The organism is Micromonospora rubida (assembly GCF_009908295.1).
Classification (GTDB): Bacteria; Actinomycetota; Actinomycetes; order Mycobacteriales; family Micromonosporaceae; genus Micromonospora; species Micromonospora rubida.
Genome location: NZ_JAAALO010000007.1, coordinates 119,217 through 133,311, shown reverse-complemented (window position 1 = coordinate 133,311; position 14,095 = coordinate 119,217). Strand labels below are relative to the sequence as shown.

Here is a 14,095-nt window from a genome sequence, read left to right as displayed (position 1 = left end):
TGCCTCCCACCGAAACACCAGCACCACCGCACCCTGCGGCCGATGATCTGACCCAACAGCGTCGCCGCCACCGACCGCTCGGTGTCGACGACGAAGAACCATTCCCCGGTCACGGCATGGTGCCGCGCGGTCGGGCGGGCCACGACGGGCGGCCGGCGGCGTCGGCGCCAGGTCCACGCTCATCGGCCGTACCGATCCACGCAGACGAACCTGAACTCCCCGGTGTACCGCTGGCCGTGGGCGTCCCTGAGCCACAGCTGTTCCGGCCCTGGCAGCATCTCGCTGAACCGGAGCTGGGCGTTGCCCCGCCGTCGCAGTCGGTGGCTGAGCACCGCCAGTGACATCGGGTTCGACAGGTCGACATGGAACGGCTTGCGTTCTCCGGCGATGGTGGCGAAGACGTGCCGGGGCAGGCCGAGCTCGTCGCGCAGACGACCGGCCGCGGCATGCAACACCTGAGCCGTGCCGTCCAGGCGCCCCGGCGGGACCGTCCACGACTCCCGCGCCACGACCAGGTTGTCGACCGTCACCCGGGGCTGGTGGGGGCGGGTCGGCAACATCCCGAACCGCTGCGCCGCCGCGTGGGACAGGAAGTCGCCCAGCACCTGGACCGCCGGCGCCTCGAAGTCGCCCCGCGCGTCGGTCACCACGAGTCCCGCGTCGCCGCGCCGCAGCCGCAGCCGGGAGGCGGGCAGCAGCCTGTCCGCCGGCCCGTACGGCGCCTCCGCGGTGAGTCCGAGGTAGCGGTACCGCGCCGACAGGTACGTGTCCGGCGGCACCGTGCGGGAGTTGAGCACGCCCGAGCCGAGCTGGTAGAGCGGCATGACCCGGTCGTCGCCCATCGCCTCGTCGATCAGCGCGTGCAGCGCCGGGCGATCCGGATGGAACTCGTACGCCGACAGCACGTCCATGGTCTGCATCGCCGGATGCACCTCGCCCAGCACCGTCAACGCCCCGCCGGCGCGTACCTGCTCCAGGTCCGTGGCCGCGAACATCAGGTCGGGGCTGTGCCAGCGGGCCTGCGCCCACAGCGGCGGGCCCGCCGGGAACGACGCCTCGACCCCGGCCCGCAGGCCCTCGCTGGTCAGCTGCACCGCCCTGGCGTCGGGATCGGGCACCAGCAGGCTCTCCCAGCGGTGCCGCAGCTCCGCGGCGGCCGCCTCCGCGGGCGGCGACGACTCGCCGTACGTGGCCGACCTGCCGACCATGTCCATGACGGTCAGCAGCGGCACCCCGGCCACCGGGTCCACCTGCGGCGAGAGCCACGCCTCGTACTCGGCCGCGGTGCGGCGGCAGTACCACGCGGCCCCGGCGAGCACGAGATCCAGGGCCGGTCCGACATCGGCGAGCAGCCGCGTGCTCAGCGAGACGTCGAGGTCGCCGAGGCAGTCCTGGAACAGCACGGTGCGCCCGGCATAGAAGTCGCCGGCCCGGTGGTACGCGTTGCCGCTGGTCAGCTCGACGAACCGGGTGTCGAGGTCGGTCAGTGCGGTGTCGAGCGCTGGCGGGTCCTCGCGTACCGCCGCCACCCGGTCCCGCGCCTCGACGACGCGGTCGAGGTCGGTCAGCGCCGCCGTGCGTCGGGCCGGGTCGGTGACCCGCAGCAACTGGCCCCGCAGCGCGCGCTCCGGTTTCACGCTTCGGAGCACCGCGAAACCGCTGGTCAACAGCCGCATCGTCCGCAGTCGGGCGATCTCGGCGAGCACCGTGTCGCGGTCGGTGTCGGCGATCTCCGCCACGATGTCGTCGACGGTGCGGCGGCCGTCGCACAGTGCCAGCACCCGGCCGCGCAGCGCCGACAGCCGCAGTTCGGTGCCGTCGGCGAGCATCAGCGTCTCGCCCTCCAGGTGGGTCACCGGAGCCCGTCGCGGTACGGTCCAGCGGCTCAGGTCGTGCCGTTCGTGCAGGGCGTCGGCGATGGCGCGGATCGCCCACGACTCGAAGAACGTGCCCCGTTGCCGTGGTGGCCGGCCCGCTTCGCTGACGTCGGTGGGCCCGTCGGTCCACGCCCCCCAGACGACCGGTCCGAAGAAGCCGATCATGTCGTTCTTGGCGCAGTACCGGGAGGCGTAGGCCCACAACGCCCGGTCCCGTTTGCGTTGTTCGCTCGGCTTTCCCGCCCTCTCGCGGCCACGGTACCGGCGGCGGTAGATCGCGGGATTCTGCCACAGCAGCGCCTCCCGCAGCCGTGGCTGCTCGTCGGCGGCAGCCAGCGCCTGCCGCGCCGCCTTCTCGTCGACGTCGAAGTCGCCGGTCGCCTCGATCTCCAGCCAGTCGAACGGCATTCCGGCGGTACGGGCCACGAGGGTCGGCCACACCCGCCACCGTTGTCCGTGGCCGAACTCGTACTCAGCCGATGGCATTGGCGGTCCGGTCGGAATCCAGCAGGCCCGCCAGTTTGCGGATGGTCGGGTACTCGAACATGTCCGCGGCGGACAGCTCCACCGTCAGCCGTTCCCGGATCCGCGACGCCAGCTGCACCACCGTCAGCGACGAGCCGCCGAGCAGGAAGAAGTCGTCGTCGATGCCGACCTTGGTCAGCCCGAGCGACTCACACCACAGCCGCGCCAGCTCCCGCTGCACCGGTGTCTGCGGCGCCACGAACGTCGTGCCGATCGTGCGCACCGGCTCGGTGACCGTCTCCGCCGCCTCGACCGCCTGCTGGTTGAAGGTCCGGGCGATCGCCAACCGCTCCGGCAGCGATCCGATCGACGTGATGACCTGCGGCCCCGGTCGCAGCCGCATGATCCGCCGGAACAGTTCGCCGCCCTCGGCGTTGGTCAGCATCCCGGTGCCGCGAACGGTCGGACCGCCCCCCGGCCCCTCGGCCGTGACCGTCGCCGCCTCGTCCACGCTGCGCAGCGAGTATCCCTTGACGGTCACGCAGACCGTGCCGTCGGCGTCGACGACGACCTCGTCGATCTCCATGAACTCCGGTCGCGTCGGGTCGCTGTGATAGGTCTGCACCACCCAGCATCGTTCCGGAATACGGCGGTGCACCTCCACCGACCGGTACAGGAACGGCAGGTAGCGGCGACCCTCGACGCCGGACAACCCGTAGACCGCCCGGTCCAGCAACGCCGGATGCAGCGCGTACCGGTCCGCGTCGTCGCGCCCCGCCGCCGGCAGCTCCAGCTCGACCAGGCCCCGGTTGTCCTTCGCCCAGTACCGGCTGACCGCCTGGAAGCGCGGCCCGAACGCGACGAGCCCCGAGTACGGCTGGGTCGCGTCCGCCTCGACCAGTTCCTCCCGGAACTCCGCGATGTCGACGCGCTCGGCGGTGCAGGCCGGTACGGCACGGACCTTGCCGCGACAGTGCACCGTGGCCGGCTGGCCCGCGAGGGAAAAGCTGATGGCGAACTCGAAGCCGCCCGCGTGCGCCGGCGACAGCGTGATCGTTCCGGTCGCCGCCGCCGTGACCCGCACCGGGTCGATGAAGACGACGTCCTCGATCCGTACCGGCACCTCACCCCACACGTGCCGGGCAGCCGCGTGGACCATTTCCAGCAGGCTCGTGCCGGGCAGCACACCGACGCCGCCGATCCGGTGATCGGTCAACACCCAGTGGCTGTCCACGTCCAGGTCGACCTCGAAGGTCCAGCCGTCCCCGTCGGGCGACGCGCGGTGCACCAGCGGGTGGTCGAGCGCCGTCACCGCCGAGCCGCCCCGCAGCCGTCGCAGGGTGCGGAAGCCCTCCCCGGCGCGGTCGGTCGACACCATGCCGACCTCCTGCCAGCCCCACCAGTTGATCGCCACCACGTACGGCGAGCCGTCCGCGTGCGACGTGGCGTAGGCGTCGAGAAACGTGTTCGCCGCCGCATAGTCGCTGTGCCCGTAGTCGGCCGAGACGGCGACGATCGACGAGAAGAGCGCAATGAAGTCCAGCTCGGGCAGCCGGCCGGCGCGCACGAGCGCGTCGAGCACGAGCGTGCCACGCACCTTCGGCGCCAGCACCCGATCGGCCGTCTCCGCGTCGTGCAGCGCCAGCAGTTGTCCCCCGGCGATACCGGCAGCGTGGATGATCCCGGTGATCGGGCCCAGCTCGGCCTGGCTCCGTTGCACCACCGACGCCATCGCGTCGGCGTCGGTCACGTCGGCGCGCAGCACCAGCACCCGGGCACCGCTCGCCTCGATCCGCCTGACCGCCGCGATCTGGTCCCGCATTCCGTGCGGCGTACCCGGGTCGTCCCAGCGCTCCCGGTCCGGTAGTCCACCCCGGCTGACCAGCACGAAATCGGTCGATTGCCGCTCCGCCAGGTCCTGCGCGATCGCCAGGCCGAGGCCGCCGAGCCCACCGGTGACGAGCAGGACGCCGCTGCCGTCACCCGGCCGCGGCACGCTCACCGGTTCGTTCGGGATCGACGCGTGGTGGTGCACCCAGCGACGATGCCCCCGCAGCGCCACCAGTTCCGCGTCGCCGCCGGCACCGATCTCACCGACCACGGTCACCGCGACCGCCGCAGCGGTCAGCGCCGCGTCGACCTGCCGCACCCGTACCGTGCTCAGTTCGCGCGGCAGGGTCCGCAGCGGACCGGCGACGGTGGCGCCCTCGGGCCGCGCCGGCTCGCCGTTGACCGACCACACCCGGTCGGTGACCGCCACCAGTTCCACCTCGGCCCGGAAGGTCCGCAGCATCGCCTTGGCCAGCGCCGCCATCCGGTGGTAGCCCCGCATCGCGACCAGTTCCGGATCGGCGGCCGGGCCGCCGTCGAACACCGCGTAGACGATGCGGTCCGGCAGCAGACCCGCCTGGTACACCGCCTCCACCAGCAGTTCCACGTCGTGGCTGTCGTCCGGGTCGAACTCGTAGCCGTCCGGTGCCGACACGAACCCCGGGCCGGCGTACGCGGGCAGCACGAACACGTCCCGCCGCCGGGCCTCCGCGATGATCTCCGCGCCCACCGGGTCGTCGCCCGCGAGGACCAGCCACGTCTCGCCGAGCAGGCTCCCGCCCCGGCGCGGCACCGGCTGCGACCGCCACGCCGGCAGGTACAACGGTGTGAGCAACGGGTCGTCGGGCACCTCGACGTCGTCGTCGAACACCCCCGGACGCACCGGATCCGGGTCCACCCAGCAGCGGCGCCGCTCGTAGGGGTACCCGGGCAGGCTCACCCGCCGCCCGCTGTCGGTCCGGATCGCCGAGAAGTCCAGGTCGACGCCGGACACCCACAGCCGGCCCACCGTCGCCGCCAGCACCGTCACGTCGGTGGCGGTGGTGTCGTTCGGCAGCGCCATCGTGGTCAGCGCGCTCGCCGACCGGCCCTGGCTGGCGGCGTACTGGCGGGCGAAGACGCACATCGACTGCCCCGGCCCGACCTGGACGTGCACCGCGTCGTCGAGGTCGTCGAGCCGCGCCAGGCAGTCCTCCAGCCGCACTTCCTGTCGTACGTGGGTCGCCCAGTACGCGGCGCTCGTCGCCTGCTCGTCGGTGATCCAGTCGCCCGTGACGTTCGACAGGTACCGCAGCCGCGGCGCCTGCCGGGGGAAGCTGTCCACCAGCGCCGCCAGGTCGTCGCAGATCGGTGCCATCATCCGCGAGTGGAACGCGTGCGACGTGCGCAGCAGGGAGCCGGACAGCCCGATGTCGGCCAACTCCTGCGCGAACAGCTCGACCGCGGCCAGCTCACCGGACACGACGCACGACGACGGCGAGTTGCTGGCGGCGATGTCCAGCTCGCTCGGCAGCATCGCCCGGACCGCTTCCGCGCCCAGCGACAACGACAACATGCCGCCCGGCGGCAGCGCCTGCATCAGCTGGCCCCGCCGCGCGACCAGCCGCAACGCGTCCGGCAGCGCGAACACGCCGGCGACCGTCGCCGCCACGATCTCCCCGATGCTGTGGCCCAGCAGCGCCACCGGTTCGATGCCGAACGAGCGCAGGAGCTGCGCCATGGCCCATTCCACGGTGAACAACGCGGGCTGGGTCACGGCGGTCTCGTTGAGCTTCGCCGCAGCCTGCTCGTCGGTGACCTCGGCGTTCAGCAGCTCCCGCAGATCGAACCCGAGCAGCGGCGTGAGCTGGTCGGCGCAGGTGTCGACGGCGTCCCGGTAGACCGGCCAGGTCCGGTACAGCTCGCGCCCGGAGCCCGGGAACTGCGCGCCCTGGCCGGGGAACAGGAACGTCACCAGCGGCGACCCCGAGACCCCTGCGATCGTGCGTACCGTCGGCTCGCCGCCCAGCTCAGCGGTCGCCGCCTGCGGGTCGCCGGCCACCACCAGCCGGCGGTGCGCGAACCCGGCCCGCCCTTCCTGCAACGTGAACGCCACGTCGGCCGGGTCGTGCCCGGCGTCGCCGAGGTGCTCGGCCAACGCCGCGCAGCTGGCCCCGAGGGCGTCGGCGGAACGGGCCGACACCGGCCACAGGTGAGGTGTCCCCGCCGCCCGAGCCGGTGGCTCCGGCGGCGCCGGCGGCTGCTCGACGATGACGTGGGCGTTGGTGCCGCCGATGCCGAACGAACTCACTGCGGCGATCCGCGGCGCGTCCTGGTCGCGCCACTCGGGGTTGGACCAGTGCTGGACCTCCGTGGCCAGCCGGAACGGGGAGTTCGCGAGGTCCAGCGCCGGGTTCGGCTCGGCGCAGTTGATGGTCGGCGTGATGACACCGTGGCGGACCGCGAGGATCGCCTTGAGCAGGCCGACCGTGCCGGCCGCCGGGCCGAGGTGCCCGAGGTTGCCCTTCGCCGAGCCGAGCCAGCAGTACTGGCGACGTTCGGTGCGCTCCCGGTATGCGGCGCTCAGCGCCGCCACCTCGATCGGGTCACCGACGACCGTGCCGGTGCCGTGCGCCTCGACCATCCCGATCGCCTCGGGATGCACCCGAGCGTCGTCCAACGCCGCCCGGACCAGTTCCAGCTGGCCGTCCACACCGGGCGCGGTGAACCCGGCCCGCCGGTTGCCGTCGTTGTTGACCGCGGAGCCCTTGATCACCGCGTACACCTGGTCGCCGGCCGCCGTTGCCGCAGCCAGCGGCTTGAGCACCACCAGCGCGCCGCCGTCGGCGAAGATCGTGCCGGTGGCATCGGCGGCGAACGGGCGGACGTGCCCGTCGCGCGACAGGATCCCACCCTCCAGGTACGGGTAGCCGCCGCCCAACGGCAGGTCGACCTGCACGCCGCCGGCGATCGCGACATCGCACTCGCCGCGACGCAGCGCCTGCATCGCCTGGTGCACCGCGACCAGGGACGTCGAGCACGCGGTGTAGACGGACACGCTCGGCCCCATGAACCCGAGGCGGTACGACACCAGCGGGGCGATGTAGTCCGGGTTGTTGCCGGTGCTCATGCTGGTCAGGCCGGCGGCGCGGCTGACGGCGCGGTTGCGTTCGAGGTAGTCGATCCGGTACCGGTTCGTGGTCGCGCCCCCGAAGACGCCCACCCGCTGCCCGATCCCGCGCGGGTCGTAGCCGGCGTCGGTGAGCGCGGTGTAGGAAAGCTCAAGGAACAGCCGGAACTGCGGATCGCAAAGCTCGGCCTCACGTTGCGTGAATCCGAAGAACTCAGGATCGAACAGGTCGAGATCGGCGGCGGTACTCGTCACCGGCTGGAAGCCCGGTGCGTCTGCCGCTTCGGACGGCAGTTGCCGCGCGCGCGCCACCTCGGGGTCGAGCCGCTCGACAGACTCCACGCCGGCTTGGAGGTTGCGCCAAAACTCACGGACATTGCGTGCGCCCGGTAACCGTGCCGCCACTCCGACAATAGCAATGGCGTTGTCGGATGCGCCGTGAGTGTCTGTCACCAACACTCCCTTACAATACTTTTGGGCCAACCAGCCTCCGGGACGATAGCCGCGTGTCCAGGGCGTGTCAACGGCCACTGCGCCACGACTCCCCATCGGTTCCCAGCTACACTGACGCGTGCCACAAGACTCCCTGAGCCGCTTGAGTAGCGAATTTGCCGATTACGCGACAGTCGGCAGCCAAATGGTCGTCGCCGAGGCGATGGGATTGTTACAGCTGCCGCCGATACATGTCACTCTCGGTGAGTTAGGCATCATCGACGCGGAATGGGAACGCATCGGCCGCGACCTGTTCGAGATTTTTCACCTCCGCCTCGATCAGGCGGCACTCAGCGTGTTTACCCCGGCACAGCTCGGTCAGTTCATCGCCGACCAGCCGATCAACCGACCCGGCCCGCAATTGCGCCTCCCGGGGGGAAGCGGTACCGCGACGTGGCTGGTGCACGGTGCCGACGGCGAGGTGAACTGGTTCCTCAAACACCTCGACGGGATCGGGTTGCCGACCCCCCTGATCGGTCTGCGCGCCCCCGGGTGGTACGACGAGCCCACGCCCGCGTCGATCGAGGAGCTCGCCGCCCGGTACAGCGCCCAGCTCCGCGCCGCCCAGCCGGCGGGTCCCTACCGGCTCGCCGGATACTGCGCCGGCGCCGTCGTCGCCGTCGCGATGGCGAACCTGCTGGAAGGCCAGGGTGAGACGGTCGAGCGGATGTTCTTCATCGACCCGGACCTGCGGCACCTCGCCGCGTCGAGACGCGATGCCGTCATGTTCCGGCTGCACCAGCTCAAGCGCCGTCCCGAACCGGCCGCCCGCCTGCTGCGCAAACCCGCGGCCGACACGCCGCTCGCCCAGGTGCTGGAACGCATGGACGATCCCCGCCCCCACCAGGACCCGATGGAGCGCGTCCTCTACCGCGGGCTCGGAGTCGTCGCCGACCTGATCGGCCTCACCGGTGGCAGCACGCTCGCCCCGGTCGCCACCACGGCGACCGCCTGGTTCACCGACTCCTACCTGACCTCGATCGCCGAGAGCAAGGACAAGGTCATGGCACACCTCGCCACCATGTTCGACGGCGGCGTCGACATCCGGTACAGCTCCTCACACACGGAGATATTCGCGACCGCCGAATTCCGTGACTGGCTCATCCAGTACGCCGCAGCGGAAAACCACAACGCCGCCAGATAGCCGCCATCTCCCGCAGACCGGCGATTCGCTCGCCCATCGTGGCGCCGCGTGGCGCGACCGACAGCGTGCCGAGACCGGCTGCGGCATACGCCCGAACCCTGGCCTCGATCCGCTCGGCGGGGCCAATTAGGCACGTGCGGTCGAGGAATTCGAACGGTACCGCCGCGAGGGCGTCCGGATCGCCTTCCTGGAACAGTTTCCGCACCCTGTGCGCCGCGTCTCCGTAACCGAGCCTCTCGGCCTGTTCGACGTAGAAGTTGCGGGCGTTTCCACCCACGCCCAGGAATTGGGCGGCATACGGCCTCACCCTGTTCGCGCACGCCTCCAGGTCATCACCGACGGCCATTGGCAACGTGGCGACCAGATCGAATTCGGACCTGTCGCCCGACGCCCGCTCCCGGCCCGTCGCGATATGCGCCAGCGTCTCCGCGACGCCCTCCGGCGGCAGGAAGAGCGACAGCGATCCGTCGGCGATCTCCCCGGCCAGTTCCAGATTCTTCGGCCCCAACGCCGCCAGGTAGATCGGCAGGTCACTTCGCAGGGGGCGCATCGTCAACCGTTGCGGCTCGCCCGGCGCCCCGGGCAGCGGCAACGTCGTGTGCCGCCCGGCGAACCGGACCGGCCTGCGGGTCAGCGCCGCGCGAACCACGGCCACGTACTCCCGGGTGCGGGTCAACGGCTGTCCGAAGGGCACCCCGTACCAGCCCTCGGACACCACCGGGCCGGAGATCCCCAACCCCAGTCGGAACCGGCCGCCGCTGGCCAGGTCGAGCGTCGCCGCGGTCATCGCCGTCATCGTCGGCGCCCGCGCCGGAATCTGCATGACCGCGGCACCCAGGTCGATCCGCTCGGTCTGCGGGGCCAGCCAGCCCAGCAGCGTCGGCACGTCGCTGCTGTACGCCTCGGCGATCCACAGCGCGTCGTACCCCAACTGGTCCGCCGCCTGCGCCAACGCCAACAGATCGTCGAGACTGGTCCGGTCGTGCAACATACCGAGACTGAGTCCGAGCCTCATCGTCATGCCCCATCCGATTGCTGGTTCAGCACGAACCCGGCCAGCGCCTGCGGTGTCGGCGCCGAGAAGACCGCCGCCAACGGCACATTCACCCCGGTCGACCTGGTGACCTGTTGCGCCAGTTTCGCGGCGAGCAGCGAATGACCGCCGCTGCGGAAGAAATTCGACTGCTCGTGCAGCTGCGGTGCCCTGAGAATGCTCCGCCACAACGCCACGAACTCACCGACCAGGCCGTCGACCACCGGAGCGCCCTCAGCCGAATTGGTCCTCCGGGCCGCTGCCCGCTGTTCGGCCATCGCGGTCAGCGTCGGATAGTCCACCTTGTCGTTGCCGGTCGTCGGCATCGCTTCCAGCACCGCCACATCGGTGGGGACCGCGTACGACGCGAGCTGGTCCTTCGCGAAACGCCACACGTCGTCGGCGATGTCCGCGTCGGCACCGCGCACGAAGGCCACCAGGGCGCCGTCGGCGCTCGGATCGCCGGCCAGCACCACCGCGGCGGCGCTCACCCGCGGATGCTGCTCCAGCACCGCCTCCACCTCGCCGAGCTCGATCCGGTGGCCCCGCAGCTTGACCTGGCGGTCGGTGCGGCCGCGCAGTTCGAGCGTGCCGTCGTGACGCCAGCGGCCCACATCACCGGTACGGTAGAAACGGCCCGCACCACCGAGCTCACCGAACCGCTGCGCCGTCAACTCGGGGCGACGCAGGTAGCCGATGGCGACGCCGTCGCCGCCGATGCACACCTCGCCCGGCATACCGGGCGGCTGCGGTCGGCCATCCCCGTCGGCGACGATCACGGTGGTGTTCGCGATCGGCCGCCCCACCGTCACGCCCCCGTCGACGTCGGTGACCAGTGTGCTGGTGGACCAGATCGTCGTCTCGGTCGGCCCGTACACGTTCCACAGCGTGCAGCCGGTCGCGAGCAGCGCCCGCGCCAGATGCGCCGGCAGCGGCTCACCGCCGCAGAGCACCCGCCGACCCCGCAGCCGGCCCTTCGCGTCCTGGACGACCAGCCGCCACGTCGTCGGCGTCGCCTGCAACACCGACACGTCGTAGCGCTGCACCAGGTCGAGCAGGACCGCGCCGTCGCTGCGGGCGGCGTCGTCGGCGACGACCACCCGCGCGCCGGCGACCAGCGGCAGGAACACCTCGAGGGCGGAGATGTCGAACGCGTAGGTCGTCAGCCACAGCAGGGCGTCCTGGCTGGTCACGCCGATGTCGGCGATGAAGTGCCGCACCACGTTCGCCAGGTTGGCGTGGCTGATCACGACGCCCTTCGGCAACCCGGTCGAGCCGGAGGTGTAGATGACGTACGCCGGATCGGTCGGTCCCGGCGCCCGCCCGCCGCGCTCGTCCACATCGGCCGGTGCCGGCGCCGGCCCGGCGCGCTCGTCCGGATCAGCCGTGCCGAGCTCGATCACCCGGCAGCCGGCGGGAACCACGCCCGCCGGCGGCTCCCGGTCCGCCAGCAGCACGTCGACCTCGGCATCCGTGAGCTCGTACGCGAGTCGCGCGGCCGGCTGGTCCGGATCGAGCGGCAGGTACGCCGCCCCCGCCTGCCAGATGCCCAACGCGGCCACCGCGCACGCGAAGCCCCGTTCGGCGTAGAGGCCGACGATCGTGCCCCGGCCCACCCCGGCCCGCGCCAGCAGCGCGGCGACACCCGCCGTCCGCACCGCCACGTCGCGGTACGTCCACGTCACGCCGTCGCGATCGATCATCGCCACCGATTCCGGCTGGGCCGCCGCCCGCGCGGCGATTTCCTCCGCCACCGTCCTCGGCGGGTCGTCAACCGTCGTCGCGTTGGCGTCGTCGACCACCGTCGCGTTGGCGTCGTCGACCACCGCCCGATCCGCGGCGCTCCAGACGTCGAGCCCACCGATCGGCCGGTCGACCTGGGCCGGCAGGCGTTCCAACACGGCCTCGTACCGCGCCAGCAGCGCGGCGATGTCGTCCGCGTCGTGGACGTCCGAACCGTAGACCGCCTTCAGCGTGACGCCGTCACCCTCGCGCATCACCACCAGTTCGAGGTCGACCCTGCTGTGGTCGCTGTCGATCTCCCACATCTCCGCCGCCAGCTCGTCCCGGCCGCCGGTTATCGGCTCCGGGGGCGGCCGGTGGTTGAACATGTGACGGAACGGCGGCACCCACCACGCGGCGTCGTTGCGCGTGTGCGACGTCTCCAGTGCCTCGTAGGAGACATCGGCGTGGTCCATCGCGGTGACGAACAACCGGCGGACCTCCCGCACCAACTCATGGAACGTGCGTTCCGGTGCCACCGCCAGCCGCAGCGGCAGCGTGTTCATGTGGTAGCCGACGGCCCGACGGGCCGCGCCGTCCCGCAGATCGACCGGGACCCCCACGACCACGTCCCGGCCCGCGCCATGCCGCATCAGGAGCACGTAGTACAGCGTCAACAACACGATGTTGTCGGTCGCGCGGCACGCCCGCCGCAGGTCTCGCATACCGTCGATCGCCGCCGTGGAGAGTCGCCGGGTGACGGCGCCACCGGCGAACGTCGGCGTCGCCGGGTCCGGCCGGCCGAAATCCAGCGCCGCCGGGACGCCCGGCAGGTCCGCAAGGTGCCGCTGCCAGAAGGCGAGCGCCGCCGCCGTCGGCTCGGCGGGCTCCGGGGCCGGTCCGGGCCCGGCGAGCGCCGCCGGCGGCCGGCCGTCGGCGAGCATCGCCGGATACAGCGCCGCGAACTCCTCGATCAGCACCGCGCCCGACACCGCGTCAACCGCGAGATGGTGCAGGCACAGGCAGAGGTGGTGCCGGTCCGGGCTTCGCACCAGGACCGCGCGGACCGGGATGTCGCCGGCGAGGTCGAACGGCCGCCCCAGGACGGTCCGGCACACCTGGCCGGCGTCGTCGGCCACCGCCTCCGCCACCTCGAGCGGCACCGTGACGGACTCCGCCACCACCCGCGCCGGCAGCCCGTCCACCTCGACGAACCGGGTCCGCAGCGCCCGATGCCGCCGCGCCAACTGATCCAACGTGGCCTGTACCGCTGCGGTGTCCAGCCGTTGCGTCGTCACCAGCGCCAGCGGCACGTTGTTCACGCCGGTCTCCGGCAGCAACCGCTCCAGCGTCCACAGCGCGTTTTCCTTCGCGGACAACACGGTTCACCTCACCCGATCGGCGTCGAGGACGTCATGGCGGTCGTCTGATGCGGTCCGCCGAGCGCGAGCGGAACGGCTGACGCAGCGCCCGATCCGCCTCTGCCGGTGACAGTCAGTGACTCGACCGTCCGGATCGGAGATCGTCCCGAGACGCACTCGCACACCGTCAGAGGCCGCCGCCCGGACCATGTGGAGCAATGCGGCTTCCGGCACATGAACCCCCTGAGGCGCGACTCTGGGCCGCCCGCGACGAATGATCCTCGACAGGCTAGCGGCGCACGTCACATGGCATCAAGCGTGGGCACACGCGGATGCGGCCCCCCTTCACCGCGCCGCTCCGCCGGCCCTCGAACCGCGGCCTGGGCCGCCGAGGCGGCGGCGCTGTCGAATGGCTGGCGGAACCGACGCAGACTCGGGCAACACGGAGCCCTGCGGGCCAATAAGGTCACTCAGCGTCAGACGACCCACACTTCGCCGTCAGGCCGAACGCAACCGACCATCGCGCGACGAGGCCGCCGCCGCTCAGCGATCCGGGGCGTCCTCCGCGAGGTACATCTCGAGCTGGATGTTGTCCGGGTCCCGGAACGCGATCAGCGTGAAGCCCATCGGTGGCGTAACCGTGATCCCGGAGTGCGCGACGCCGGCTTCGGTCAGCCGGGAGGCCCATGCCTCCAGCTCGGCCCGCGTCCGCACCGCGAACGCCAGGTGGTCGAGCCCCGTCCGACGTTCACTGAATTCCGCGCCGGCATCCGCGTGCTTGTGCGTCGTCAACCCGATGACGACACCGCTCGGGTGGCGCATCAGCTGCCGGTCGAAGCTGTCGGTGTCCCACCGAAACAGCGGCGAGAAGTCCAGGGTGGCGCTGTACCAACGAACCGAGGCGTCGAGGTCGCGCACGTTCAGTGCGATGTGGTGGATCCCTGAGAACCCTGCTACCGCCACGTCTCACGCCTTTCGTAACCCTTGGCTCCCGCAGAACAGTAAGCGGATGATACGGACGCGGGAGAGCGCTCCGGCGGGCCGGGTCGGACGCGGGAGCCC

The 14,095-nt window shown here is 71.6% G+C and carries 6 protein-coding genes; 1 reads left to right on the top strand and 5 read right to left on the bottom strand.

From position 1 onward, the window contains the following. Positions 1–179: 179 nt before the first annotated feature. Positions 180–2,363: a lantibiotic dehydratase gene (locus GVV04_RS24320; protein WP_161690806.1), complete on the bottom strand. Its 2,184-nt coding sequence runs from the start codon at positions 2,361–2,363 to the stop codon at positions 180–182. Beyond that, positions 2,350–7,830 (bottom strand): type I polyketide synthase, encoded by a 5,481-nt coding sequence (locus GVV04_RS24315; RefSeq protein ID WP_235966841.1) that lies wholly within the window; start codon positions 7,828–7,830, stop codon positions 2,350–2,352. Before GVV04_RS24315 ends, GVV04_RS24320 begins: the two co-directional genes overlap by 14 nt. Positions 7,831–7,876: 46 nt before the next feature. Between GVV04_RS24315 and GVV04_RS24310 the strand changes: the two genes are divergently transcribed. Continuing rightward, positions 7,877–8,917, top strand: a complete 1,041-nt coding sequence (locus GVV04_RS24310; protein WP_161690803.1) for a thioesterase domain-containing protein — start codon at positions 7,877–7,879, stop codon at positions 8,915–8,917. On the opposite strand, the gene GVV04_RS24305 is transcribed toward GVV04_RS24310, so the two are convergent. From GVV04_RS24305 to GVV04_RS24295, 3 genes are all read right to left on the bottom strand, one after another. Further along, positions 8,874–9,932, bottom strand: a complete 1,059-nt coding sequence (locus GVV04_RS24305; RefSeq protein WP_161691061.1) for an LLM class flavin-dependent oxidoreductase — start codon at positions 9,930–9,932, stop codon at positions 8,874–8,876. The genes GVV04_RS24310 and GVV04_RS24305 overlap by 44 nt on opposite strands. A gap of 2 nt (positions 9,933–9,934) precedes the next feature. After that, the gene (locus tag GVV04_RS24300; protein ID WP_161690801.1) at positions 9,935–13,051 is read right to left on the bottom strand and encodes a non-ribosomal peptide synthetase; all 3,117 of its coding nucleotides are present in this window, start codon (positions 13,049–13,051) and stop codon (positions 9,935–9,937) included. A 525-nt stretch (positions 13,052–13,576) separates the two neighbouring features. Next, positions 13,577–13,996 carry a VOC family protein gene (locus tag GVV04_RS24295; RefSeq protein WP_161690799.1) on the bottom strand — a complete coding sequence of 140 codons (420 nt, stop codon included), beginning with the start codon at positions 13,994–13,996 and terminating at the stop codon, positions 13,577–13,579. Positions 13,997–14,095 lie beyond the last annotated feature (99 nt).

What these genes read in the sequence shown, in the direction of transcription:
- GVV04_RS24320 (WP_161690806.1), bottom strand. Translation starts at nt 2,363, where the DNA reads ATGCCATCGGCTGAGTACGAGTTCGGCCACGGACAACGGTGGCGGGTG.
- GVV04_RS24315 (WP_235966841.1), bottom strand. Translation starts at nt 7,830, where the DNA reads ATGGGGAGTCGTGGCGCAGTGGCCGTTGACACGCCCTGGACACGCGGC.
- GVV04_RS24305 (WP_161691061.1), bottom strand. Translation starts at nt 9,932, where the DNA reads ATGAGGCTCGGACTCAGTCTCGGTATGTTGCACGACCGGACCAGTCTC.